Origin of the sequence: Exiguobacterium aurantiacum (genome assembly GCF_001766415.1) — a bacterium.
In the GTDB taxonomy this organism is placed as follows: domain Bacteria; phylum Bacillota; class Bacilli; order Exiguobacteriales; family Exiguobacteriaceae; genus Exiguobacterium; species Exiguobacterium aurantiacum_A.
This window is the reverse complement of sequence record NZ_MKXO01000008.1, coordinates 24,681-48,221: the sequence shown is the minus strand read 5'-3', so window position 1 is coordinate 48,221 and position 23,541 is coordinate 24,681. Positions and strand designations below refer to the sequence as shown.

28 protein-coding genes are annotated in these 23,541 nt (G+C 52.4%); 8 read left to right on the top strand and 20 right to left on the bottom strand.

The window, feature by feature from the left end; all coding sequences use genetic code 11:
* Positions 1–54: 54 nt before the first annotated feature.
* Together alr and acpS are read right to left on the bottom strand one after the other, a co-directional pair.
* Entirely contained in the window at positions 55–1,131 is a 1,077-nt protein-coding gene (alr, locus tag BJU60_RS12725; RefSeq protein ID WP_070329222.1) for an alanine racemase, read from the bottom strand.
* Positions 1,109–1,486, bottom strand: coding sequence for a holo-ACP synthase (gene acpS, locus BJU60_RS12720; RefSeq protein ID WP_070329221.1), 378 nt, complete (start codon positions 1,484–1,486; stop codon positions 1,109–1,111). The genes alr and acpS overlap by 23 nt, the downstream gene beginning before the upstream one ends.
* 63 nt (positions 1,487–1,549) lie before the next feature.
* Here acpS and BJU60_RS12715 point away from each other — a divergent pair, with 63 nt between their 5' ends.
* A complete protein-coding gene (locus tag BJU60_RS12715) occupies positions 1,550–2,275 on the top strand; it encodes a rhomboid family intramembrane serine protease (protein WP_070329220.1) in 726 nt (241 codons plus the stop codon).
* Between the two features lie 36 nt (positions 2,276–2,311).
* Here BJU60_RS12715 and BJU60_RS12710 read toward each other — a convergent pair whose 3' ends face one another.
* Genes BJU60_RS12710 through BJU60_RS12700 form a run of 3 tightly spaced genes read right to left on the bottom strand, consistent with a single transcriptional unit; the run spans position 2,312 to position 3,414 of the window.
* The gene (locus BJU60_RS12710; RefSeq protein ID WP_070329219.1) at positions 2,312–2,629 is read right to left on the bottom strand and encodes a hypothetical protein; all 318 of its coding nucleotides are present in this window, start codon (positions 2,627–2,629) and stop codon (positions 2,312–2,314) included.
* 34 nt (positions 2,630–2,663) lie between these two features.
* Positions 2,664–3,146 carry a hypothetical protein gene (locus tag BJU60_RS12705; protein WP_236633533.1) on the bottom strand — a complete coding sequence of 161 codons (483 nt, stop codon included), beginning with the start codon at positions 3,144–3,146 and terminating at the stop codon, positions 2,664–2,666.
* Positions 3,139–3,414 carry a 4a-hydroxytetrahydrobiopterin dehydratase gene (locus BJU60_RS12700; protein ID WP_070329217.1) on the bottom strand — a complete coding sequence of 92 codons (276 nt, stop codon included), beginning with the start codon at positions 3,412–3,414 and terminating at the stop codon, positions 3,139–3,141. The genes BJU60_RS12705 and BJU60_RS12700 overlap by 8 nt, the downstream gene beginning before the upstream one ends.
* Before the next feature lie 142 nt (positions 3,415–3,556).
* Between BJU60_RS12700 and BJU60_RS12695 the strand changes: the two genes are divergently transcribed.
* Both BJU60_RS12695 and BJU60_RS12690 read left to right on the top strand, forming a co-directional pair.
* Positions 3,557–4,090 carry a cysteine hydrolase family protein gene (locus tag BJU60_RS12695; protein WP_070329216.1) on the top strand — a complete coding sequence of 178 codons (534 nt, stop codon included), beginning with the start codon at positions 3,557–3,559 and terminating at the stop codon, positions 4,088–4,090.
* A 23-nt stretch (positions 4,091–4,113) separates the two neighbouring features.
* Entirely contained in the window at positions 4,114–5,559 is a 1,446-nt protein-coding gene (locus BJU60_RS12690; RefSeq protein WP_070329215.1) for a nicotinate phosphoribosyltransferase, read from the top strand.
* Positions 5,560–5,594: 35 nt separating this feature from the next.
* Here the strand turns inward: BJU60_RS12690 and BJU60_RS12685 are convergent, their stop codons facing one another.
* Positions 5,595–5,897 carry a hypothetical protein gene (locus BJU60_RS12685; RefSeq protein WP_070329214.1) on the bottom strand — a complete coding sequence of 101 codons (303 nt, stop codon included), beginning with the start codon at positions 5,895–5,897 and terminating at the stop codon, positions 5,595–5,597.
* Positions 5,898–5,992: 95 nt separating this feature from the next.
* Here BJU60_RS12685 and BJU60_RS12680 point away from each other — a divergent pair, with 95 nt between their 5' ends.
* Entirely contained in the window at positions 5,993–6,484 is a 492-nt protein-coding gene (locus BJU60_RS12680; RefSeq protein ID WP_236633760.1) for a YwpF-like family protein, read from the top strand.
* Positions 6,485–6,558: 74 nt separating this feature from the next.
* Here the strand turns inward: BJU60_RS12680 and BJU60_RS12675 are convergent, their stop codons facing one another.
* The 3 genes from BJU60_RS12675 to BJU60_RS12665 form a co-directional block, all read right to left on the bottom strand.
* Positions 6,559–7,035 (bottom strand): DUF456 domain-containing protein, encoded by a 477-nt coding sequence (locus tag BJU60_RS12675; RefSeq protein WP_070329213.1) that lies wholly within the window; start codon positions 7,033–7,035, stop codon positions 6,559–6,561.
* A gap of 10 nt (positions 7,036–7,045) precedes the next feature.
* Positions 7,046–7,645 carry a histidine phosphatase family protein gene (locus BJU60_RS12670; protein WP_070329212.1) on the bottom strand — a complete coding sequence of 200 codons (600 nt, stop codon included), beginning with the start codon at positions 7,643–7,645 and terminating at the stop codon, positions 7,046–7,048.
* Between the two features lie 66 nt (positions 7,646–7,711).
* On the bottom strand, positions 7,712–8,647 hold the full coding sequence (locus BJU60_RS12665; RefSeq protein ID WP_070329211.1) for an alpha/beta hydrolase: 936 nt from the start codon (positions 8,645–8,647) through the stop codon (positions 7,712–7,714).
* Between the two features lie 173 nt (positions 8,648–8,820).
* Here BJU60_RS12665 and BJU60_RS12660 point away from each other — a divergent pair, with 173 nt between their 5' ends.
* On the top strand, positions 8,821–9,843 hold the full coding sequence (locus tag BJU60_RS12660; protein ID WP_070329210.1) for a metal ABC transporter solute-binding protein, Zn/Mn family: 1,023 nt from the start codon (positions 8,821–8,823) through the stop codon (positions 9,841–9,843).
* Positions 9,844–9,885: 42 nt separating this feature from the next.
* On the opposite strand, the gene BJU60_RS12655 is transcribed toward BJU60_RS12660, so the two are convergent.
* From BJU60_RS12655 to BJU60_RS12635, 5 genes are all read right to left on the bottom strand, one after another.
* Positions 9,886–10,332 carry a hypothetical protein gene (locus BJU60_RS12655; RefSeq protein WP_070329209.1) on the bottom strand — a complete coding sequence of 149 codons (447 nt, stop codon included), beginning with the start codon at positions 10,330–10,332 and terminating at the stop codon, positions 9,886–9,888.
* 50 nt (positions 10,333–10,382) lie between these two features.
* Positions 10,383–10,838, bottom strand: coding sequence for a hypothetical protein (locus tag BJU60_RS12650; RefSeq protein WP_070329208.1), 456 nt, complete (start codon positions 10,836–10,838; stop codon positions 10,383–10,385).
* Between the two features lie 84 nt (positions 10,839–10,922).
* Entirely contained in the window at positions 10,923–12,368 is a 1,446-nt protein-coding gene (locus BJU60_RS12645) for an alanine/glycine:cation symporter family protein (protein ID WP_070329207.1), read from the bottom strand.
* Positions 12,369–12,551: 183 nt separating this feature from the next.
* Positions 12,552–15,017: a CoA-disulfide reductase gene (locus BJU60_RS12640; RefSeq protein WP_070329206.1), complete on the bottom strand. Its 2,466-nt coding sequence runs from the start codon at positions 15,015–15,017 to the stop codon at positions 12,552–12,554.
* Positions 15,014–15,319, bottom strand: coding sequence for a rhodanese-like domain-containing protein (locus BJU60_RS12635; RefSeq protein WP_016509667.1), 306 nt, complete (start codon positions 15,317–15,319; stop codon positions 15,014–15,016). Before BJU60_RS12635 ends, BJU60_RS12640 begins: the two co-directional genes overlap by 4 nt.
* A 283-nt stretch (positions 15,320–15,602) precedes the next feature.
* Between BJU60_RS12635 and BJU60_RS12630 the strand changes: the two genes are divergently transcribed.
* The gene (locus tag BJU60_RS12630; RefSeq protein ID WP_016509666.1) at positions 15,603–15,869 is read left to right on the top strand and encodes a metal-sensitive transcriptional regulator; all 267 of its coding nucleotides are present in this window, start codon (positions 15,603–15,605) and stop codon (positions 15,867–15,869) included.
* Between the two features lie 66 nt (positions 15,870–15,935).
* On the top strand, positions 15,936–16,367 hold the full coding sequence (locus BJU60_RS12625) for a YbjN domain-containing protein (RefSeq protein ID WP_070329205.1): 432 nt from the start codon (positions 15,936–15,938) through the stop codon (positions 16,365–16,367).
* Positions 16,368–16,435: 68 nt separating this feature from the next.
* Here the strand turns inward: BJU60_RS12625 and BJU60_RS12620 are convergent, their stop codons facing one another.
* Positions 16,436–17,221 (bottom strand): cytochrome c oxidase assembly protein, encoded by a 786-nt coding sequence (locus tag BJU60_RS12620; RefSeq protein WP_070329229.1) that lies wholly within the window; start codon positions 17,219–17,221, stop codon positions 16,436–16,438.
* A gap of 6 nt (positions 17,222–17,227) precedes the next feature.
* Complete coding sequence (locus BJU60_RS12615; protein WP_070329204.1) at positions 17,228–17,698, bottom strand: DUF2243 domain-containing protein; 471 nt, start codon at positions 17,696–17,698, stop codon at positions 17,228–17,230.
* 161 nt (positions 17,699–17,859) lie between these two features.
* Here BJU60_RS12615 and BJU60_RS12610 point away from each other — a divergent pair, with 161 nt between their 5' ends.
* On the top strand, positions 17,860–18,807 hold the full coding sequence (locus BJU60_RS12610) for a DUF4003 family protein (RefSeq protein ID WP_254281704.1): 948 nt from the start codon (positions 17,860–17,862) through the stop codon (positions 18,805–18,807).
* Positions 18,808–18,826: 19 nt separating this feature from the next.
* Here BJU60_RS12610 and BJU60_RS12605 read toward each other — a convergent pair whose 3' ends face one another.
* The 4 genes from BJU60_RS12605 to BJU60_RS12590 all read right to left on the bottom strand — a co-directional run bounded on the left by BJU60_RS12605 (position 18,827) and on the right by BJU60_RS12590 (position 23,538).
* Positions 18,827–19,549, bottom strand: coding sequence for a YwiC-like family protein (locus tag BJU60_RS12605; protein WP_070329203.1), 723 nt, complete (start codon positions 19,547–19,549; stop codon positions 18,827–18,829).
* An 80-nt stretch (positions 19,550–19,629) separates the two neighbouring features.
* A complete protein-coding gene (locus tag BJU60_RS12600) occupies positions 19,630–20,265 on the bottom strand; it encodes a YitT family protein (RefSeq protein WP_070329202.1) in 636 nt (211 codons plus the stop codon).
* Between the two features lie 255 nt (positions 20,266–20,520).
* A complete protein-coding gene (locus BJU60_RS12595; protein WP_070329201.1) occupies positions 20,521–22,644 on the bottom strand; it encodes an MMPL family transporter in 2,124 nt (707 codons plus the stop codon).
* A gap of 102 nt (positions 22,645–22,746) precedes the next feature.
* Positions 22,747–23,538, bottom strand: coding sequence for a hypothetical protein (locus tag BJU60_RS12590; protein WP_070329200.1), 792 nt, complete (start codon positions 23,536–23,538; stop codon positions 22,747–22,749).
* Between the last annotated feature and the right edge of the window lie 3 nt (positions 23,539–23,541).

Here is a 23,541-nt window from a genome sequence, read left to right as displayed (position 1 = left end):
GGGAAAATATAGAGGATTCACGAAAGAATTCAGATAATTTCACACGTTTATGATTTACACGTAGCGCCGTGGCAATCGACTCGTCAATTGACAAACGACCTCGTAATTGATGGTCCCGAGGTGTGCCGCGAGTTCATCGATGGCGACCGCCCCGCCGATCAACGTGACGACGGTGCCGACCGAGAACTCGTGCGGAAGGCGGATCATGAAGCGGTCCATGCACACCCGTCCGACGATCGGGCAACGCTCGCCCTCGACGTCGACTTCGAAGCCGCTCGCCTTGCGGATCCAGCCGTCGGCATAACCGACCGGCACCGTCCCGATCCATTCATCGGCCGTCGTCGTGTAAGTCGCACCGTAGCTGACCGTCTGCCCGGCTTCAAGCGTCTTCACTTGCATGAGTCGGCTCTTCAATGTGAACGCCGGTTTCAAGAACGCATACGCCGACGCCATCTCGCTCGATGGGTATAACCCGTACAGCGCGATGCCGACACGGACAAGGTTATAGGGAACATCTTCTCCGGCCATCCGGATCGCCCCGGCCGAGTTCGATGTATGAATGTAGCGGAAGCGCGGGATGAGTCCGTCGATCAACTGACTGAACCGCTTTTGTTGCTCGTAATAGAGCGGACTGTCCGGTTCGTCGGCCGTCGCGAAGTGTGTATAAATCCCTTCGACGTCAAAGCGGTCGTCGGCTGCATCGAGAAGTGCGTCAAGTTCGGCCCGCGTCCGCAAGCCGAGACGTCCCATGCCTGTGTCGACTTTGACGTGTACGGTGAGCGGCCGCTCGGTCACATACGCTTTCGCCTCACGTAACCAGTCGGCCGAGAACACGGAGAGCGTCACATCATGCTCGGCCGCGACTCCGGCGTATTCTGGGAATTGTGCTTCCATGACGAGGATCGGGGCGGTGATACCGGCGTCTCGAAGCTCGATTGCTTCTTCAAGCAAGGCGACTCCGAGCATCGTCGCCCCGTTTGCGAGCGCGATGTTCGCGACCTCAACGGCCCCGTGCCCGTAGGCGTTCGCTTTCACGACCGCCATGAGCGCTTGCGGGATACGTTTTTTGATTTCGATGATGTTGTGGGCGATCGCCGCCCGGTCGATTTCAATCCAACTTGGACGAAACATGGTGATCCCCCTCTTCAATGATGACTTGTGCGACGGCGTACCGTTCGCTATGGCTAATGCTGACATGAATCCGGCCCGGGTGAGGCGCCGTCATATGCGGGCGTCCCGTCTCGTCCGGCAATATTTCGATCTGCTGCCACGACAAACCGCGGGCGATGCCTGTCCCGACCGCTTTGGCGTAGGCTTCTTTCGCCGCGAACCGACCGGCGACGAACTCGATTCGGCGTTCGTCTGAATACGTGAGGGCAAGCCCGCGCTCTGCCTCCGTAAGCACCCGGTTCATAAAGCGAGGTTGTTCGATCGAGCGAGCGATCCGTTCTAGCTCGACGATATCGATTCCGATTCCCGCAATCATAGGACACTCGCTCCTTTCCTTTTTCACTCGTTTCCTTATACAATTAAGAAAAGAGGTGATGCTATGTTTAGTCGTACTGAGAATGTTCAAACGTTCGTACGGGCGTATCCGCTCGTAACGCTGTTCATTGTAATCCAACTGCTCGTGTTTGTCATCGATTCTTTGATGCCCTCACTGCGTATCGTCGCGCTCGGAGGGTCGTTCCACCTCGCGCTCGCCCAGGGCGAGTGGTACCGTCTCGTGACAGCCAACTTCATTCATTTAGGCCTCGGTCACTTGCTGTTCAACTCGTTCGCGCTCATCATTTTCGGACCTGCCATGGAACGCATGGTCGGTCATGTGAAGTTCGCCGTGTTTTATCTCGTGGCGGGTGCGCTCGCCAACTTGTTGACCTTCTTCACGGTGAGCGAACTGTTCTACCTGCAGGCCGGTGCTTCGGGTGCGATTTTAGCGATTCTCGGCTTCTACGTTTTCATCGGCCGCTTCCGCCGTACGCTCATCTACAGCCAAGACGCTCGACTCGTCTATATCTTCGTCGCCATCAGCGCCGTGTTCACGCTCATCGGGTCGAACGTGTCGCTTTGGGGACACGTGTACGGATTCTTGGCCGGATTCTTGCTCGCGATCCCGCTGGCTCGTTTCACGGTGCCTTACTCGCGTCCGCTCCGTTACGGGAAGTACAAGCCGCGGAAGTACGCTCCGCCTGTCGTCCATTCGAGCGACAGCAAATGGATTTTCTACGTCATTATCGGGCTCGCCGTTTTCGGCTTGTTCGCACGGTTCTTATGAAAAAATGGCCAAGCGCTCAGCGCTTGGCCATTTGAATTAAATCTGATTTTTATGACGTGCGTCTTGGAGCGCGTCGACCAAGTCTTTGACGTCTTCGACGAGGTTTTGGATCGTGTCTTGGTTTTCTTCGTACAACGCCTTCAAGTCCATGACGCGATCTTTCAAGCTGCTTTTCGATGAGGCTTGGAGCCCAACCGAATGTGATTGCGTCGATGTGTCCGTCGACTTGAGTCGTGACTTCATCCCTTTGAGCTGTCTGATCTGCTGATCGCGTGTCTCTTTGTGGAGTAGCGATGCGCTGGCACCGATAATGGCACCTGCCGCCAAACCCATCCAGAAGTAGTTCTTGTTCATAAAAAAATCCTCCCCTAACGTGACGTTATGTTTATTATAGGTTATCCGGTTCACTGACGACATAGTGTTTTATGATCGGACCGGCCCCTTTTTGTTCGACGGCTTCTTTCAACCGTTCTTGAAACAGTAAGTAGTCGGTCGAATCACGGAACCGATTTCCTTCTTCAGTGAATTGAATGATGACAATCCCGTGGTTGTCGTCCGGGTCAACGCCGAGCCGATACGCGGCAAATCCGTTGTGCCCAGACCCGAGACGAGACTTTTCTTTCAGCAATCGGTGGAACAAGAGCGACCGGGCGTTCGAGTCGACCGGGATGTTCGCATAGATGATATTCCCTGTCGGCGCGAATTGTCCTGCCGCTTCTTCGATCTGGAACGTCTTCCCACTCTGGAACGGGGACTTGTCCCCTTCGGCAAGCAAGATTGTCTCGTTGCCGCTCGCGACGATGACGCCCGGTTCCTTGCGCAACCGATCGGCCACACTGCCTGAGGCGAACGTCATAAACAGTTTAGACAAGTTCCTCACAGCCTTTCGCGAGCATGATGTCCTTCTCTGTGATGCCTCCTTCGTCGTGTGTCGACACGGTGAGCGTGACGTTGCGATACTCGATCAATATGTTCGGATGATGGTTGAGCGTCTCGGCCATATCGGCGACGAGATGAACGAATTGGATCGCCTCCGGAAACGTCTCGAGGCGATACGTTTTTTGTAACTCCCCTTCGACGACTTCCCAGCCCGGTAATCGTGACAACTGTTCAGACAGTTCGGTCGATGACAAAATCATCAGCTGATTCCCCTTTCGATTGCAGTTCCTCTTACACTTACTACCCGACCAAGCGCGAAAATAATCTTTTTCGCATGCCGCAAAATGATTTAGAATAAGAAAGATAGCCAAATCATTCTTCACAAGAGAGAGGAGACTTCCCATGCGGGCATTGATCGTCATTGATTATACGTTTGATTTTATCGCAGACACGGGTCGTTTGACTTGCGGGAAACCCGGGCAAGACATAGAAGAACGAATCGTCCAGTTGATCGAGGAATTTTCAACAGAGGACTACGTCGTCGTCGCGAACGACGTCCATGACGCCGGCGACACGTATCACCCTGAAACGACGTTGTTCCCACCCCACAACATTCGGGGCACGGAAGGTCGCGAGTTGTACGGCGCCGTCAAACCCGCCGCCGAACGCGCCGATCATTGGATCGACAAGACGCGTTACAGCGCCTTCGCAGGCACAGACCTTGACCTTCGCCTACGTGAGCGCGGCATCCATGAAGTCCATCTCGTCGGTGTATGCACCGACATCTGTGTGCTCCATACGGCCGTCGATGCGTACAACCTCGGATACAAGATCGTCGTCCATGCGGATGCGGTTCAAAGCTTTAACCCGGTCGGACACGACTGGGCGCTCGAACATTTTGTCACGACCCTCGGAGCTACTGTGACCGGGAAGTGACGCCAAACAGAAAGGAAACTACAATGTTACATCGCAACTTAGCGCTTCATACCGACCTTTATCTCCCACGCTGGATGTATATTTATTGGAAACAAGGCCGTCATAACGAAAAAGTCGTCTTCGACCTTTACTACCGCTCGAACCCGTTCAGCGGCGGTTACGTCGTCTTCGCCGGCTTGCAAAATATCGTGCACTATTTAGAGAACGTCTCGTTCACGGAAGCCGATATTGCTTATTTGAAAGAACAACTCGGGTTCGAGGACGAGTTCGGTGACGTTCTCCGCAACTTCAAGTTCACCGGTTCTCTCTATAGTGTGCGCGAAGGTGAAATCATCTTCCCGCACGAACAAGTCGTCCGGATCGAGTCGACGATCTTCGAAGCGAAGCTGTTCCAAACGGCGCTCCTCAACATCGCTAACCATGAGTCACTCATTGCCTCGAAGTACGCCCGAATCCGTCAAGCCGCGCCGAATGAGACGTTGCTTGAAGGCGGGGCCCGCCGTGCCCAAGGCGTCGACGCCGCCTACTATGGGACGCGCGCCGCTTACATCGCCGGCTTTGACGTGACGAGCCTCGTTTCGGCAGGACGTGATTTTAACGTCCCGACCGGAGGGACGATGGAGCACGCCGACATCCAGTTCCATGATGACGAACTCGAGGCGTTCCGTTCGTTTGCCGAGATGTATCCGGACAACACGAGCCTGTTGATCGACACATACGACACGCTCAAATCGGGGCTCCCGAACGCCATCACGGTCGCAAAAGAGCTCGAGGCGAAAGGATACCGCTTGAAATCGGTCCGTCTCGATTCGGGCGACCTTGCCTACTTATCAAAACGGGCTCGGAAAGCATTGAACGCGGCCGGTCTCGACTACGTTAAAATTGTCGTCTCAGGTGACCTCGACGAGTACGTCATCCAAGACTTGCGGATGCAAGGCGCTGAAGCCGACACGTTCCTCGTCGGGACGCGCGGGATCACGGCTTATGAACAGCCGGCCCTCGGGATGGTGTACAAGCTCGTCGCCCGTGAAGGGGCCGACGGCGAGTTGAAACCGGTCATCAAAGTGTCGTCCTCGAAAGTGAAGACGACGACCCCGCACAAGAAAGAACTTTACCGGATCATCGATAACGAGACGGGCAAGTTCAAAGGGGATTACATCGCGCTCGCCGACGAACCGGTCGAGACGTATACAGAGATCGACTTGATCGACGTGCGTGACCCGGCGTTCCGAATCAAGACGCGCAACTTCACCGTCAAACGTTTGCTCGAACCGATCTTCCTAGATGGGAAGCGCGTGTACGACTTGCCGAGTGCGACAGACATCCGCCAGTATCACCATGAGCAGATGAACGGACTATGGGAAGAGTACAAGCGACTCCGGTTGCCAGAAGTGTATGCGGTCACGTTCAGCAAGCCGCTGTGGGATTTGAAGCTCGAAATGATCCGTCAAACACGGATTCCAAAATAAAGAAAAGGTTACGGGGCGTCCCCGTAACCTTTTCTTTATGCGGTCGTCATTTCGTGCGCATGGAGTTTATCTTCTTTTCTCCGAAAGTAAAGTGCGATCGAAAGGGAAATCAAAATCAAGATGAAATAGATGGTCCGCTGCCAAAACGTCGCCTCCGTGTCCCCCTGGAACAAGGCGATGATATAGTCACTCCCACTCACGAAGAACAGTCCCGAGAGTAAAAGAAAGATGCGATACCCGGCTCGACTCCGTTCTTGCTTTACTTTGAAGAAAAGGACACCGTAATAACCGATTGCTAGGATCGTGATATATCCGATTATGCCAACAATCCAACTCATGGTGATGCCTCCTTATCCTCTGATATTCACGTCGCTTCCCCGTTATCGTAACACAATCTTCGAATCAGACTATGTTAAGATGAGTTAAAGAAAACGTGGAAGGGATCGATACGATGAAAACGTTCCGTCTGGTCCAAGTCCGCCTCGTCCAAGACGAGTACGGCAACGAGTTAAACCTCCCGATCGAGCTGCTCGACGGGTTGATCATCTCGAAAGAACACGATAATGAATGGCTCCTCGAAATGCTCGTCCCGACCGAATTTGCCGTCATGCTCCACCACTATTTGAATAAACGGATCCTTCTTTTAGCAGAGGCGGTCATCACCTCGGCCAATAACCGTCCCGCGGCCATCGCGATGACGTTCACGAGCGAGCGTTCGCTGTCGAACCATCACACGTTCGTCGCTGAAGGATTGATGCTCCTGCCAAAACAAGATCCGACGAAACAAGTTCTCGACTCCTTGATCTCAGAAGGGGTGGCGGACGCCAATCTCAAACCGTCGTTCTTCGAAAAACAAGTCGAGCAGCAACAGTCGTTCAGCCGCTCTGCCTTCACCCAGCTCGTCAAGACAGGATCGTTCGAATAAGCGAACGGTCTTGTTTTTCTTTCCCCGTTTTTGTAAACGGCTCAACAAAAAAAGACGAAGAATTTTCTCCGCCTTTAGATATACATGAAAAACAAGATGACCATCATCGTCATCCCGATGACTTTGAGCACGGTGCTCCCAAGGAATGCGAGCACCGTCCCGACGCCGATGCTCCACGCCTCGCGCGTCGTTTTGCCGAGCGTGAGCTCCGCTAAAAACGCAAAGATGAACGGGAAGATGAGTACGCCGACGAGCGGGAAGATGAACGGTCCGGCGATTAAACCGATGGTCGCGCCCCACTTCGCCCGTTCCGAGCCGCCGCGCTTGTCGACTGTCGCCCGTGTGACGATGTAGTCGACCGCAAACAAGAAAATCAAGAACAGGATTTGCCAGAGCCAAAACGTCCATGTGAGCGGTTCAAACGAGAACCCGAATCCGTAAATCACATAACCGATGAATAAGAACAGCACGCTCGGGATGACCGGATAGATCAATCCCGCGAACGCGACAACAAATGATGCGATGATGAAAATCCAGAGCAATGTCGTCATGAGCCTCTCCTCACTTCGTGACGATCTCGTTCGTAATATGATCGGCAACGTTCACTGCCTTTACGACGAACTGATCTTCACGATGTTCGATATAGTTCGAGCAGGCGTTCCGCATGGCATGGCGGAACGTGTACGTGTCATCGACCGCCGATAGGGCGGCTTTGATTGCATGCGAATGGCAGACGACGATGATCCGCTTCCCTTTATGCACCTCGACGAGATGTTCCATCCCTTCAAGCACCCGGGCCCGCATCTCGTCTTCCGACTCAAGACCCGGAACCCGTTCCTGATCGTCCGCTTGAACGGCCTCGTAAATGCCAGGCACCGGTTTGCCTGACGCATGGCCGAACTCACGCTCGATGAACCGTTCGTCTTGAATAATCTCGCCCGGACCGATCCCACACGCCTCCGCGATGTAATGGGCCGTATCGATTGCTCGCGTGAGCGGGCTCGCGACGATCACGTCCCAGTTCTCTTGACTTAAAAAAGCCGCGCTCTCTTCGGCTTGGCGATGTCCAAGCGCGTTGAGCGGGATATCTTCCCGTCCTTGAATGATTTCTTGAAAATTCCAATCCGTCTGACCATGTCGGACTAAACAAAGTTCCGTCACACTCTTCACTCCTTCGTAATCGTTAAATCTTTTCCAATCGTAACATCTTTCTAAAAAATCGCAACGTCACGTCAAGGCATCGTCGATGAAACGATCGATGCGGGCCATGAGCTGTGTTTCTTTAATCGGATTATCAGATTGGAGAAAACTTGCAAGCGAGTGGGTACCGTTCGGGAACGAGATGAGCTGGACGTTCGCCCCGACCTCACTGGCGTGCTCGACGAAATGGAGCGCTTGCCCGAACGGGACGATCGGGTCTTTTTTCCCGTGCAAGATGAGAATCGGCGGCGCGTCGTCATACAGATGTGTGACCGGTGAACATTTCACCATCAATTCACGCCACGCCTCGCGACTGCCCTCGTAAAACTTCAAGTGCGCGAGCCATGTCTGGATGAACTTGAACAAGAGGAAGTTCGTCGGCGGATACAGCGCGATGACACCTTTCATCGGCGGCACATCGTCACCGAGTTCACCTGTGAACTGTTTACCCCGGTCGAGCGCCGTCGCGAGGACGAGCGCCGCCCCAGCCGAGTCCCCCCAGCCGATCAATTGATCGATATCGAGATTGAGAAGCCCGTCATGTTGTTTCAAGTAACAGAGCGCGTCAGACACGTCGATGATGTTGTCCGGGAAGTAGACCCCGTCCTCGAACAGTCGATAGTCGATGCTGACGATGGCGAACCCTTTCCCCAAGAAATGATCGAGAAGGGGATGGAACAACGTCACCATGCCTCGGCCTCCTCGGACGAACGCGCCACCGTGCGCGTAGACGGCGACCGGGAACGGTCCATCGCCCGGTGGGTAGTATATATCGAATTGGAGCGGTTGGTCGTTGACGACCTTGTACGTGTGGGTTCGTCGTTTGCGTATAGACGGGCGAACCGTCATCTCTGGTTCTTGCCATCTAACGAGCGAACCGTACTGATTCCAAACGCTCGCCCCGGCCGCGGTCGCCGCCGCTAACGCAGCGCCCCCGACAAACCAGGCGGTCTCCTTTCTCATACAAATCCACTCCTCGCTCTTTTTTTAATCATATTCCCTTTTTCTTAAAAAACCATCCATCGGAAGTCGGACTTGACGTGTGCTTGACTGCCCCCTATAATATTAGACGCAGTCACAGAACGTAATCGTTACGGTTTAATAGTTGATATAGAGAATGAGAGGCGGAATAATACATGAACAAGAAATTAATGAGCGTCGCCGCGGCCGGGACACTTTTACTCGGCGGTTGCGCCAACAACGAAGAGAGCGATGCTACAAATGCTACAGACGAAGCGAGCGATCAGTTGACGGTATACGCGTCGACATTCGCCTTAAAATCGATTGCCGAAGAGATCGGGGGCGATCGCGTCCGCGTTGAGATGGTGATCCCGCCAGGTGCCGACCCGCACACGTACGAGCCGACTTCAAAACAGATGACACAGATCGCGGAAGCTGATCTATTCCTCACGATCGGCCATGACCTTGAGCCGTACGTCGAGTCGATGGAACAGAGTCTCGCGAGTGAGGACGTCACGTTCGTCAAAACAGCAGAAGACATCGCTCTGCTCTCGGCTGACGACACGGTCCACGTTCACGGTGAGGATGAGCACGGCCACGAAGCAGACGAGCATGGCCACGAGGAAGATGGGCATACGGAAGAAGACGCAGGCCACAGCGAGGACGACGGTCACAATCACGGCCAATACGACCCGCACGTCTGGCTCGATCCGATGAACGCCGTCTCGATGGCAGAAGCGGTTGAGGCGTCGTTCGCCGAGCAAGCGCCTGACTATAAAGACGAATTCGCAGATCGGTTGAGCGCATTCAAAGAAGAAGCCGACACGCTCGATGCCGAGCTGCAAGCGGCTGTCGACGCCGGTTCGAAGTCAGAGCTCCTCGTGACGCACGCGGCTTATGGCTACTTGGCGGAACGATACGGTTTCGACCAGCTTCCGATCACTGGTCTCACGCCGTCTGAAGAGCCGTCACAGCAAGCGTTGAAGCGAGTCATCGAAGAGGCAGAGCTCCATGACTTGAAGTACATCGCGTTCGAGGACACGGTGACACCGAAAGTGGCCGAAGTCGTCAAAAATGAAATCGGTGCCGAAGCGGTGACGATTTACAACCTTGAATCGGTCACGAAAGAACAGATGGACCAAAGCTATTTCGACTTGATGCGCGAGAACGTCAAAGCGCTTGAAATCGCATTGAAATAAACGAAATCCCGAAGCATGTGAACTTACACGCTTCGGGATTTTTTATGCATTGGCTCGACGATCCACCATCTTCAAACAAACGATAAGTAAGAGGATTAACGCGATTATAAGTGTCAACAGCAAGGTTTGTGTATCGACAAGTTGAGACGTCTTCCACGTTTTGAAGGATAGAACTGACCAAATTTGGCTCAACATAAAGCTAGACAGTGCAATGAAACTGATATGAAATACTGTCAGTTCTGGAACAAGTCGTCGACTAACTAAATAACTATTCATGACGAGCATGAGCAGATAAACCGTAAGTAGCACATCCCATACGCTTTGCAACGACTCATACGCATCGAATCCGCTATGCCGATACAAAAACAAGCCCATCAATACGAGTAAAGATCCGAGCGTCAGACGCCCAATCCATTTCTCCCCCGTTTGATAACCTAAAAACGGATTAATGAAAAGCCCAATCCATAACAGAAGTCCTAAAAAATCCACGCTCCATCCCTCCGTCATTTTTGTTAAATTATACCATATGATAGAGGAATTCATTCATAATAAATCAACACGAGCTCATCCCGCTCGCTCGCCTCGTCACAGAAGCGCTTCAACAGCGTCCATTTGAGCCAAATGTCATCGAGACTGTCACGATTCACTAGCGCCATCTCTCCGACATCTTCTTTTTTGAAGGCGTTCATCGCGTCTTTGACGATATGAAGCAGCTGCGGCGTCAAAATCCCGACGACGACCGCCTGCTTCTCATTGACGACCAACTCTTCCCCGATGACGGCCATCTCCAAGTTATACGTGTCATTCCCGTCGATATACACCTCGATTTGACCGAGTATTTGTTGAAACCGTTCAATATTTGGAAGCGTCAACGTCTCGTACGTGTCACGGTGTTGCTCGTGCACGTGAAGCAACCAGTCTAGAATCATCTCCGGGTCTTGACCGAACGAGACCCATACTTCCGGGGAAATGCGTATATAATGTGTCGTCTCCATGAGTGAACGCCCCCCTTTTCTTCACTTTACCCTTCTTTCAGACGCAAAAAAACCGTCTACGTATATTCGTAGACGGTTTGTTGCTTATGAACGGAACGTACCCGTTTTGACTTCTTCTTCCTCGTTATCCCAAGCCTCTAAATATTCACGACCAGGCAGGTCTTCGATCGAGTCGGCATAAAATACCGGATCGTCTCCTTGACGGCGTTGCTCCAAATAATCGTCGAGCACGAGCCGCGCGACTTTCGCAAGACGGAAAATCGCATACAAGTTGACGAGCGCCATGAGTCCCATGAACACGTCGGCGATCGACCAGACGAGACCGGCCGAACGGACAGCTCCGAAGAGGACCATCCCGACGACACCGATGCGGTAGAGCGTGACATAAATCTTTTTATTCGAGATGAACTGAATGTTCGTCTCACCGTAGTAGTAGTTTCCTAGGATCGAGCTGAACGCGAACAAGAAGATCGCGATTGTCAGGAACGACGTCGCCATCGGACCAATCTCAGCCGTGAGCGCCGCTTGTGTCAATTCGACACCTGCGAACGCTTCCGAACCAGCCACGCCTGACAACAAGATGATCATCGCTGTCGACGTACAGATGAGAAGCGTGTCGACGAAGACGCTGAACGATTGGATCAAGCCTTGTTTGACCGGGTGTGATACTTCAGCAGTCGCTGCCGCGTTCGGAGCCGACCCCATACCCGCTTCGTTCGAGAACAGACCGCGACGGATCCCTTGAAGGACCATCGCCCCGATCGCTCCGCCGAACAGTTGCTCGAGACCGAGCACACCTTCAGAGAAGATGAGACCGAACACGCTCGGCAATAGCGAAGCGTTTGAAATCATAATCCATAAAGCGAGCAAGATGTAACCGCCGGCCATGATTGGAACGATGATACTTGATAACATCGCAATCGACTGGATGCCGCCGAAGATGACAATTGCTGTGATGGCAGCCAACACGAGACCGACCGTTGTCGGGCTGACCCCGAACTGGTTGCTCATCGAAAGCGAAATTGTGTTCGATTGGACCGAGTTAAAAGCAAAACCGAACGAGAACGTGATGAGGATGGCGAACAAGATGCCGAGCCACCGTTGCCCGAGGGCACGCTCCATGTAGTAAGCCGGTCCCCCGCGCCATGTACGGCCATCTCGAATTTTATAGACCTGTGCGAGCGTGCTCTCGACGAACGCCGAGGCGGAACCGACTAAAGCGATGATCCACATCCAGAAGACAGCTCCCGGACCACCGAGCGCGATCGCTGTCGCGACACCGGCGATGTTGCCTGTTCCGACACGTGCTGCCGTCCCGATGGCGAACGCTTGGAACGAAGACACTTGTCCTTTTTCACGCTTCATGCCGTCTTTGAACAAGAGGCGGAACATTTCAGGAAGCATACGGAACTGAACGAACCCCATGCGAATCGTGAAGTAAAGGCCTAACGCGACAAGAACGACGATGAGCACCGACGACCAGAGCAGGTCGTTCGCTTGCCCAACAAACTTTTCGATCATATTCTCCATCTTCAATCCTCCAAAATGTATGTTTAGTTATAAGTAAAAGTTATGTCAACTTTCTTAACATGATTAGAATTATAGGAAAAGTGTGCGGAGAATGCAATCTTTTTCAGCAATTTTCAAGTTTCACACCCAAACAATAGAAAAAGCGACCGGCCCATGGCCAGTCGCTCTGATTATTTAATTCACTTAGATGAACAGGTTCAAGTTGCCGCCTTCAGCTGCCCCGAGGTATGCTGCCACACCGCCGAGATTGATGCCGTCGATCAACTCTTCTTCTTTGATTCCCATGACATCCATCGACATCGTACAAGCGACCATCTTGACGCCTGCTTCTTGTGCCGATTTAATCATTTGGTCAAGTGATGGCACGTTCTTGTCGCTCATCACTTTCTTCATCATTTTCTGGCCAACCCCACCGAAGTTCATGTTCGAGAGCGGAAGTTCTCCAGCATGCGAAGGCATCATCATGCCGAACATCTTCTCGAGACCTTGCTTCTTCACGTCAGGTGCGTCTGGTTTACGAATGACGTTCAATCCCCAGAATGTGAAGAACATCGTCACTTCTTTGCCCATTGCCGCTGCGCCTTGAGCGATGATGAACGAGGCGAGGGCACGGTCGAGGTCTCCGCTGAAGACGACCATCGAAGCGCCGTCGCCGGCTGGTGCTCCTGCTTGAGCGGCCGCAGGGCCGTTGCCTTTTTGAAGGATCGCTTCGACGCGACCGTTCACGAACTGTTTCGAGACGAGTTTATTACCCGTCTTTTTCGCCCATGCTTCGATGTCTGCGAAGAAACCAGGATCGCTTGCGAGGACGCGGAGCGTCTCGCCTTCGCCGAGCTCTGCCACTTTTTTATTTACTTCTAAAATCGGGCCCGGGCATTGAAGACCACATGTATCAAGGAAAATCGGTTCTCCGACTGGTTCATTCGTCATTGCGGGTGGTGCCTCCTTCGTTGCTGTCGCAGCAGTCTCATCTGCCGTTTTAACTGTCTCGAGCGCGTCAAAATCACGTCGTACTTGCGACCACGTCTTGTAGCCACCGCTCAAGTTTTTCACTTTAAAGCCATTTTGGCGCAAGATGCGTGAAGCCAGGTAGCCACGAAGGCCGACTTGACACGTCACGTAGATCGTCTCGTCTTTACTATAGCTGTCCAAGTTGTCACGGAGCGAGTTGAGCGGGATGTTGATCGACCCAGGAATTTTCCCGAGCTCATGCTCAGACTCGTCACGGACGTCAAGGAGTGTCGCACCGTTCTCGACCAATGCGTCAATCTCGTCCCAATGCACGACTTCGTTGTCACAGAGGATGACGTTCGAGGCGACGTAACCGATCATGTTGACCGGATCTTTCGCCGAGCTGAACGGCGGTGCGTAGCTAAGTTCGAGGTCTGGCAGGTCGAGGACCGTCAAACCACCTTTGATTGCTGTCGCGATGACGTCGATCCGTTTATCGACACCGTTCATCCCGACACCTTGAGCACCGTAGATTTCACCCGTTGTCGGATGGAACAACAGTTTGAGTGAAACCGGAGTCGATCCTGGGTAGTAGCCTGCGTGTGAACCTGGGTGCACGTGGACGGCTTCAAACTCTTTGCCGGCCGCTTTCAAACGTTTCTCGTTCCATCCTGTCGAAGCGACAGTCATGTCGAACACTTTTGCGATCCCGGTACCCATCGTCCCGTTGTACTTCACGTCGCGGCCGTTGATGATGTCGGCAACGAGGCGTCCTTGACGGTTGGCTGGCCATGCGAGCGGAACGACCGTTGGCTCTTTGAAGATATAGTCGAGCACTTCGACCGCGTCCCCGATCGCATAGATGTTCGGATCCGACGTGAGCATCTTCTCGTTGACACGGATAGCGCCACGTGTTCCTGTCTCAAGACCGGCTTCTCGGGCGATCGTCGATTCAGGAATGACCCCGATCGACATGACAACCATGTCCGTTTCAATGACACGGCCGCTCGTCAAATGAATCTTCTTCCCTTGATCAGAGAACGACGACACGCCGTCTGACAATTGGAGGTCTACGCCATGGAGACGCATATGTTCATGGATTGGTGCGACCATCTCACGGTCGAGCGGTGTCATGACTTGATCCGCCATTTCGACGAGCGTCACGTCAACGCCGCGTTCACGTAAGTTTTCAGCCATCTCGATTCCGATGAAGCCGCCTCCGATGACCGTCGCGTGTTTCGGTGCCTTGTCATCGACGTAGCTGCGGATTTTATCTGTGTCCGGAATATTTCGGAGCGTGAAGATATCTTCTGCTTCCTCGATTCCAGGAATGTTCGGACGAATCGGTTTCGCTCCAGGCGACAAGACGAGGACGTCGTATGACTCATCGTACGTTTCACCCGTTTGGACGTGTTTCACCGTCACCGTCTTCTCAGCGCGGTTGATTTTCATCACTTCCGTCAAGTTGCGGATATCGAGTTGGAACCGTTTGTTCATGCCCTCAACTGTTTGGACAAGCAATTTTTGACGGTCTTGAATCACGTCACCGATGTAGTATGGGAGACCACAGTTGGCAAATGAGATATATTCGCCACGGTCGAACATGACGATTTGATTTTCTTCATTTAAGCGACGGAGACGTGCGGCTGCCGAAGCACCACCTGCTACCCCACCGACAATTACGATTTTTTTACTCATTGCTCATTTCCTCCTTTGACGACTTCACCAGGCCAGCTCATCAAGCCGTCTTCTATATTGACCACTTTATAACCTTTTGCTTCCATTTGCCAAGTAGCTTGCGTGCTGCGAGCGCCCGAACGACAGAGCACGATGTACTCTTGGTCTGTGTCGAGCGTATCAATCCACTCCGTTATTTCAGAGAGCGGATAATTCGCCGCCCCCGCGATGTGTGCTTCTTGAAACTCGTCGCGTTCGCGCACGTCGACGATGTTTACAGGGACTTCAAAGTCCATTTGACGTTTTAAAGCCGATGCTTTCATCTTTGTTTACCCATCCTTTTTATCTATAGTCATTTCACGTATTCATGATCAGCTTGGTAGCGGGCGTTCGATAAACTTTGTGATTCATTGAACAATTCGCTTCCACGTCATTAATATACCCCCTATGGTATGTGATTGCAAGGGAAATGTTTGACGAATCGGCAAACAGTCGATTTTTTCCGGCTTAAACGTTGTTGCTCGACACATACTCCCCCACGTATTAAGATGAGACTACACAATACTAGTTGGGTTACTGAACGATTTGAATATAGAGGTGAAACTTATGGAACAGTATCAATACGACACGAAAGTGTTGAACCGGATGAAACGGGTCGAAGGCCAGATCCGGGCCATCATCCGCATGATGGAAGAAGGCAAGGAGTGTCGCGACGTCGTGACACAACTGAGCGCGGCCCGATCGGCACTTGACCGCGCCTCGACGATCATCGTCGCCAAGAACTTGGAGCAGTGCATCATCACGGCGCAACAAGATGGCGAAGATACGTCGGAAACGGTCGAAGAAGCCATCAAAATGTTGATGAAACGCTAGTTCCCCTTGCTTTCCCCTCTCAAATGGGGGAAAGTTAGAGTAACGACTTTTAAGGGGGATTTCTTTGTGAACTTTGAAGAAAAAGTAGAATCATTCAAAGCGCTCGTCGCAGAACGCAACATGACGTTCAAAGAGAGCGAGACCGAAACGCACGTCACGTTTTTAACGCGTGAAACGACTAAATCTGAGGCCCAGCCCGTTATGATTATCGCCTTCAACAAAAAGACGACTGACGCCGAGCTATACGCCGCGACAGTGACGCACGTGCCGGACTACGTCGAAGACCTACCGATCCTCAACGCATTGAACGAGTTCAACCAAGAGTTCAAGTACTTCCGTTGCGTGCTCGACAGCGACCGTGACGTCACGCTCGCTTCAACGCTCGACCTCGACCTCGGCTTCTCACCGGAAATCATCTTGCAACATTCGTTCATGATGTTCCAAGCAGCCGACGAAGTGAACGAGTACATGCAAAAACTGTACACGCAAGTTCAATAATTGTAGACCGCCAGACAGAAAAGACGATCATCCCGAACGCATCGGGACGATCGTCTTTTCTTGTGTACTCATACGTTATCTCTCGTAGCTAGGGCACGAGGAGAAGTTGCAATATACCACTGGTAACAAAGAATGATGATTAATAGAAGATCAACCAAATCCCCACCGTAATACATCCACATGGCTCCTGCCTCTGCCTCTCCTGTTGGCACCCCATTTGGTGGGCTCACATAAATTATTTTTGCCAATATCTTATGTCCGGCCAATGCTGCAATCAATACAAGTGATCGGTATATGTAGCTGTATCGGTGTGACGTGACGTCCACATAAATCAAAGAAATTGTAAACAAATACCCTGCTAAAAACACATGCAGATGAATTAACACATATAAAAGAATTGATTGATGCATCAGTGAATACAAATCCGTCATGTAGAGCAGATATAGTCCTCCAATGTTGAGAACGGAAGCCGTGACCGGATTCGTGAAGAATTGGAGCGGCAGACTTTTTAATACGCGTGTCACTCTTCTCGCGACGTGTACATCAAGCGTCCGTAACAGTAACGTCATCGGGGCGGACAAGGCGAGACACAATGGCGCCAACATGCCTAGAAACAGATGACTAATCATATGCCCGACAAAATTGGTGTGGGCAAAAGTCGCTAACGGTCCAACCAAAGTAAGGCCTACACAAACAATACCTATCATCCATAACCCGTAGCGATATAGCGGCCACGGTTTATAAGCGCGACTCGTGAAAATTCCGGCGAACGAATAAGCAAGGAGAGCCATAAACAACAAAATCACGACCACCGCCTCATAACCGCCACTTATCGTCTGGACATGGGAATGCATCCTCATTTATCCTCCTTCTTTCACAAGTAGCTTCCGTTTCTGCGTTTGGTTAAAGAGCACTAAACCACCTATGAGGATGACGAGGGCCGTAACATTCCAAACGAGGTCATATGGAAGAATCTCAACGCCATAACGAATCTGATGAATTTTCAGTAGTTTGTGATGAACAATCCCATCGTAGAGTTGAAAAAAACCAACGCCGATCAGGACGCCACTGATCCACCGCTTCATCCAAAATGACTTTCTTCTCCGTAGGTCTGCCAGGAGGAACAAGGAAGCTACGGTCGCAAACCAACTGAACGCATGAAATAACCCGTCTGAGAATAAGCCGACGGCAGACGTCGATTTATCATAGAAATGATGCCACGCCAATAATTGATGAAATACCGTCTCATCCACAAATGCAATCAGGCCCAATCCGAACAGAAATCCCGAACCAAGGTTACGGAACGCGTATGCATACGGACTACCTTCCATGTTTCGGCACCTCCAAATTAATAACAAAGTTTTCAGACATATTTCGATTCCCTTTTGTTTACTAATTAAACGCCGTCCTAATTTAAGAACAGAAACGATATCACTTTTATGAAACGTTTAGCCCGATTTTTCCGTACGAATAGAAAAAGGAGGAAATGCTAATGATGACGCGTTATATTCGTTACCTAGATTCGCTCGAAGCCATCAAAACGGCGACCAAGTGGGCACTCACTGACGACTTCCGGCGTTTGATGGCCGTCAACTACGCCATCCATGACACCCCGTTCGACCCAAATCGGTTTGAACAGGCGCAGGCGGCCGTCAAACAGAAGACCGGCTTGTTCTCCAAATTTCGCGGTAGCAACAACCTCGTCTGGTTATCGTTTCTCGACGCCAAGTATGAAGACGTCGGTCCCGCGATTGACGAAGCACTTCATCTCGACACGCTGCTCGACCGAAAACATTTCCGTTTCAGTGCGCTGCGGCCATTCCTCGCGAGCCAGTTGATCAACGTCGACGAACCGGAACGCAGGCTCGATGAGGCAAGCGCCCTCTATCAAGCATTTAAACGCCAGCATCCGTGGCTCACGAGTGAAGAGGATCTGCTGTCGGCACTCGTCCTCGTGCAAGCGTTCGACGACCACACTGAACTGAACGAGCGCATCGAATCGTATTACGAGGCGTTGAAAGTCCACTTACCACGCTCGAACGAACTGCAACTCGTATCGCATTTGCTCACATTCAGCAAGTTGGACCGAGATGATGCCGTCGCTCGCTTCTTAGACTGGCGCACCCGCCTTGAAAACCAACAGCTTGCCGTCAAGAGTGAGCAGCTACCGTCGCTCGCCTTGCTCTCGATCGTCTCGGCACCGAACGACCAAGACGAACAAGCGATCCTCGACATCACGAACGCTGAAAAAGAGCAGCAACGCTGGTTCAACACGCACGGACTAAACGTCGCCATCCAACTCGTCGCCGCGGAACATATAACCGAAGATGCGAGCGACCTGCTACTGAACGGGACGTTCGCTCATTTGCTGGCGATGCAACAAGCAGCCTCGGCGGCAGCAAGCGTCGCCATCATCGCGAGCACGTCGTCAAGCGACTAAAAAAGAAGGGTTGCCCCTTCTACGTGTAAAGATATACGCTCAAACAGATTAAAACGAACACCGAGTTCACGATCTCAAAGATCCCGATTTTCATGATTGGGATCTTTTTGCCGTAGAAAACGATCGCCCGGACGAGGCTCGGCCCGTATGCGAGCGCCAAGACCGAATAGCCGAACGCGATGAACGCTGCGACGAGCATGAGGTGATACCCCCACGAGATGTTCCGGTACAACGCGCTCTTCTTCTCCCGAATCATCGTCTTGACGTAAAAGATACTGCCGAGGAAATACAAGTACGGCAAGATGAACAGCCAGACGATCGTCGCGCCCAACGTCTGCGCACCCAAGTAATAGCTCGCCATCCCGCCGATACAAAATGACGTGACGGCACTGACGTCGTTCCAGACGTTGCGCTCGTCTTTGATTTTGGCGAAATAGGCGTTGACGAGACCGAACGGGATCATCGCGAGGACGAACCAGACGAGACGCCACTCGGTGATGAACACCGGGATCGCCGCGACGGTACTGATGCCGAGATACGTCACGACCGTCCGCAACAATTCATTCGACTTCTTCCGTTGCTTCACGTATTGAAACAAGAAAAACGTCCCCATATAAACGAACAACCAAGCGATAGCGAACGGTAAGTGCGCGAGTGTCCATCCTCCGACGATGCCGCCGAGTAAGAACGGTAAAATAAGCATCGACCAGGCGCCGTGCTGTTTTGGAATCATCCATTTCATGTGACTCACTCCTTCTATAATCAGTTTAGAAGAACGGCGTGGGGAAAACTGTGACAAATTTTACAAAACAAAAAACGATCTCAGGCGAGATCGTTTTTTGGTGTTAGTTTGGTCACACTTGGTATGGCTACTTCGACAGCGTCTTCCGTCAACATCTTCGTGACGACACGACCCGCGATTGAGACCGCGATGAGCGTGTAGAGCGCGTTCGAGAGCGGCAAGTAGATGAGCGAGATCGCAAGAACAACCACATCGAAGGCGATGAGAATCGTTCCGACCGATACGCCGGACCACTTTGACAGACCGAGTGCGAATAAATCGTCGCCTCCGGTCGCTCCACCTGACTTCAAGACGAGACCGAGACCGTAGCCGGTCACAATCCCACTCGCAATCGCAGCAAACAGTGTCGCCGGCCAGACCTGGATGTCAAACGTCAACAGGTCGAGTCGATCCCACATCGCATAGCTGAGCGAAAGTGACGCCGCGGCAAGCACGGCTTGTCCGACGAAGCGCCAGCCTTTCCACCAAAGAGCGATTAAAAAGAAGGGGATGTCGAGTACGATCATCGAGATCGCCGGATCGATATCAAATAAATAGCGGCCGAGTAATGCTAACCCGACAAAGCCCCCTTCTGCCAAACCAAACTGTTCATTCAAATAATAATAACCGAACGCCATGATCAGCGTTCCGAGCACTATGGTAGCAACTCGTTTCATTCCGATTGTCCTCCCCGTTTTCAACGGAGAGGAGGATCCTCAGTCGTAGCCGCGGTTCCATCTGTTCCATCTCCGATCTTCCGTTTGTTGATTTTTTACATCGATGTTCGTCTGTAAAAACTCAACGCTAGAAGTCCGGCAATTGAAACAGAGGCCATGTCCTCTCGGTGTCCATAAAGACCTTCCTTTCCCAAATTGCGCGTAATCATGAGACTATTTTAACATACTCTCGCGACTATTTCATTAAATGTACATTTAGTGTAGATTACGTTTCGGTAAATCCTTCTTCCCGAACCACCACCAGTTCCAGTCGCCGAACAGTTTCATCAAGGACGGGACGAGCAACATCCGGATGATCGTCGCATCGATGAAGATGGCGAGCGCGATACCGACCCCGAGCTGTTTGATCGGGCTGACACCGGTGAAAGCGAACGCGCCCGTGACGACGATCATGATAATCGCGGCCGACGTGATAATCTTGCTCGTCTTAGCGAGCCCCATCTCGGTCGCATAGTCGTTATCCCCGGTCTCGCGGTAATACTCCTCGATCCGTGAGACGAGGAACACCTCGTAGTCCATCGACAGGCCGAAAACGAGCGAGAAGATGAACACCGGCGTCAAAATACTGATCGTCTCGGCGTCGTAGACGTAGCCCGACTCAAAGATGATGACCAATAACCCAAACGTCGCCCCGAGTCCGAGCACGTTCATGATGATCGCCTTGATCGGAATCAAGATCGAGCGGAACGCCCACATGAGGATGACCATCGTCGCTAAAATCACGGTCACGACCGCATAGGGGATGCTGTCGTAAATCTCTTCATAGATCTCTTCGTTGAAGGCGGCCGGTCCGCCGACGTCGAAGCCTTGGTCGCGCCAATCGCGGACGAACGCCTGCGCTGCTTTATCACTCGGCGGCACGTCGAAGCTGACGTTGACGAGTGCGAGGTCGGTATTCCCTTCGAGCGTGACGAGACGTTCAAACGCCTCGAGCTGTTCCGGGGCGACTTGAACGAGCTGTTGGAATTCCGCAGCTGTTAAGTTTGATGCGGTCAAGAACGTCGTGACGTTGTCGACAATCGGGTCTTCATTCAACTCGTCTGTAAGGGTTGTCAACTCGTCAAGAATCATCGAGTCGGTCAAATCGTTCGTCTCAAACAACAGCACCGCATCGGTCGACGTCTCGCCGAACACATCGTCCCACCGCTCGAGGGCGGCCCGGGATTCGTACGACGTCGGGAGCGCATCGGCGTCCGGGATGTTCAGTTCTAAGTCGCGGACGAACCAAAGGCTCGGCAACAAAAGGAGCAACGCGACGAGCGTCATCACGACCGGACGCTTCATGACGAACCGGGCCAACTTTTGCCAGCGCACTTCAGAGCGCGTCTCGTTCGTTCTGATGAGACGTCCTTTATTGATGGCATCGCCGACGATATAGAGCGCCGACGGCAAGAGCGTGAGCGCCGACAAGACGGCACCCGCGACCGCAATCAAGGCACCGAGCGCGATCGCTTGAAACACATCGACTTGAATGAACAACAGTCCGGCGAGCCCGACGAAGACGCACAGTCCTGAGAACAGGATCGAGCGACCTGCCGTCGCGACCGTCCGGACGATGGCCGCTTCCCGTGACAGTCCTTTGGCGAGCTCTTCACGGTAACGGTTGACGAGCAGGAGCGAGAAGTCGATCCCGAGCGCAATCGCGATCATCGCAACGGCGTTCAATACGAAAATCGATAGCTCCATCGTCTGCGTGAAGAAGAAGAGCGATCCCGCCGCGACGATGAACGTGATCAGTCCAACGAATAAGGGCATGAAAGCGGCGAGCGGTGTCCCGAAGACGAGCAGGAGGACGACGAGCGCGACCGGGATCCCGATCAATTCGGCCCGGATCAAGTCATTTTTCGATGCCTCGTTCAAATCTTGAGCAAAGACCGGCTCCCCGGTCAACCGGACTTCCGTGTCCGTATCTCGAATCAATTCAGCACGAACGTCGGCAATCGCCGCCTCGGCCGCTTCCTGGTCCTCGAACTCGAGCACGAAGTACGCGGCGTCACCCGAACGCGCGTCCGGGTTCTCCGCTGGCGTGATGACGCCATCGACGCCTGAAACAGATTCGAGCCGTGTTTTTTGTTCGGCCATGACCGTCTCTAAGTCACCGCCTTCAAGCAAGACGATCATCGAAGCGCCGGCCCGGTCGAACCGATCGTTCAACGTGTCCTCCACTTGCGCGAAGCGACCATCTTGAACCGCAAACCCGTTTCCTCGCAATTCCCCAGGCAACTGCAATCCGAAGTAAATCGAGACCGCTAATAACACAGTCCACACGGCGACCACCCAAAAGCGCCACCGCACCAAATTTTTACCTAACCGTTCCATCCAAGTCCACCCCTCTCCATCTAAGAAGACTGTTCCCGTTTCGCACGAGTTTCATCAAGTCTTCGCAAAAAAATCCTGAACCGTGAGTCCGGTCCAGGAACGTCAACGCTCGAACACTTGTAGCCAACTATGGCAAAATCGTCGAGGCGTCGATAATACGACGAGGCGGTCTCCCGACTCATCAAGCAACATCACTTTCAATAATTCACTTTCGGCACATACTTCAGAAGCAAACAGTTGACGGTCACGATTGAACAGTTGGAACGACGTCGTCGATGTGATTGCTGTCGTCGCACCGATCTGGTCGACGATGACCGTATCACGGTCGCCGCCGTAAGGAATCGTCCATCGTTCACCCGCTTCGACCTGCTCGACCATGAATTGCTGATTCAATTCATCGTAAAGCGTGACGAGGCCCGGGGCCGTGAATCGCTCAAAATCATAAATCGGATGATAGGCTAACTCAATGATGGCGCCAAACTCCGGCGTCTCCTCATAGCGGCTATAGCGGAACGTGTGGTCGGTCATGTTTAACGCCACGATGTCAGATTCCGCCGAGTAGAGAAATAAATCGTCTCCTCGCCAATGACATAAATTGCTGAACCAATCGTCATGAAACGTTTTTGGGATTGGGTGACACTCCATCATGCCTTGCTTTAAATCAATGACTCCATACGTTTGCATGTCTCGGAACAGCGCGACGGCTTTTTTTCCATGTGGTTCAATATATAGTGCGCACGGTGCCCATTTCCACTCGAGTTCCCATCTGATTTGGAACGTTTCGTCGAAAAAGACAAATCCAGTTTGCGCCAAATACAACATCCATCCTCCACCGACGCGCTCTAACCATTCAACCGTCTGATGAAACTGATAGTCTGCTACTTGTTTGTACATTTG

Coding starts and splice junctions, on each gene's coding strand:
- alr (WP_070329222.1), bottom strand. CDS start 1,131: ATGTTTCGTCCAAGTTGGATTGAAATCGACCGGGCGGCGATCGCCCAC.
- acpS (WP_070329221.1), bottom strand. CDS start 1,486: ATGATTGCGGGAATCGGAATCGATATCGTCGAGCTAGAACGGATCGCT.
- BJU60_RS12715 (WP_070329220.1), top strand. CDS start 1,550: ATGTTTAGTCGTACTGAGAATGTTCAAACGTTCGTACGGGCGTATCCG.
- BJU60_RS12710 (WP_070329219.1), bottom strand. CDS start 2,629: ATGAACAAGAACTACTTCTGGATGGGTTTGGCGGCAGGTGCCATTATC.
- BJU60_RS12700 (WP_070329217.1), bottom strand. CDS start 3,414: ATGATTTTGTCATCGACCGAACTGTCTGAACAGTTGTCACGATTACCG.
- BJU60_RS12695 (WP_070329216.1), top strand. CDS start 3,557: ATGCGGGCATTGATCGTCATTGATTATACGTTTGATTTTATCGCAGAC.
- BJU60_RS12690 (WP_070329215.1), top strand. CDS start 4,114: ATGTTACATCGCAACTTAGCGCTTCATACCGACCTTTATCTCCCACGC.
- BJU60_RS12685 (WP_070329214.1), bottom strand. CDS start 5,897: ATGAGTTGGATTGTTGGCATAATCGGATATATCACGATCCTAGCAATC.
- BJU60_RS12675 (WP_070329213.1), bottom strand. CDS start 7,035: ATGACGACATTGCTCTGGATTTTCATCATCGCATCATTTGTTGTCGCG.
- BJU60_RS12665 (WP_070329211.1), bottom strand. CDS start 8,647: ATGAGAAAGGAGACCGCCTGGTTTGTCGGGGGCGCTGCGTTAGCGGCG.
- BJU60_RS12660 (WP_070329210.1), top strand. CDS start 8,821: ATGAACAAGAAATTAATGAGCGTCGCCGCGGCCGGGACACTTTTACTC.
- BJU60_RS12650 (WP_070329208.1), bottom strand. CDS start 10,838: ATGGAGACGACACATTATATACGCATTTCCCCGGAAGTATGGGTCTCG.
- BJU60_RS12645 (WP_070329207.1), bottom strand. CDS start 12,368: ATGGAGAATATGATCGAAAAGTTTGTTGGGCAAGCGAACGACCTGCTC.
- BJU60_RS12640 (WP_070329206.1), bottom strand. CDS start 15,017: ATGAGTAAAAAAATCGTAATTGTCGGTGGGGTAGCAGGTGGTGCTTCG.
- BJU60_RS12635 (WP_016509667.1), bottom strand. CDS start 15,319: ATGAAAGCATCGGCTTTAAAACGTCAAATGGACTTTGAAGTCCCTGTA.
- BJU60_RS12630 (WP_016509666.1), top strand. CDS start 15,603: ATGGAACAGTATCAATACGACACGAAAGTGTTGAACCGGATGAAACGG.
- BJU60_RS12620 (WP_070329229.1), bottom strand. CDS start 17,221: ATGCATTCCCATGTCCAGACGATAAGTGGCGGTTATGAGGCGGTGGTC.
- BJU60_RS12615 (WP_070329204.1), bottom strand. CDS start 17,698: ATGGAAGGTAGTCCGTATGCATACGCGTTCCGTAACCTTGGTTCGGGA.
- BJU60_RS12610 (WP_254281704.1), top strand. CDS start 17,860: ATGATGACGCGTTATATTCGTTACCTAGATTCGCTCGAAGCCATCAAA.
- BJU60_RS12605 (WP_070329203.1), bottom strand. CDS start 19,549: ATGAAATGGATGATTCCAAAACAGCACGGCGCCTGGTCGATGCTTATT.
- BJU60_RS12600 (WP_070329202.1), bottom strand. CDS start 20,265: ATGAAACGAGTTGCTACCATAGTGCTCGGAACGCTGATCATGGCGTTC.
- BJU60_RS12595 (WP_070329201.1), bottom strand. CDS start 22,644: ATGGAACGGTTAGGTAAAAATTTGGTGCGGTGGCGCTTTTGGGTGGTC.
- BJU60_RS12590 (WP_070329200.1), bottom strand. CDS start 23,538: ATGTACAAACAAGTAGCAGACTATCAGTTTCATCAGACGGTTGAATGG.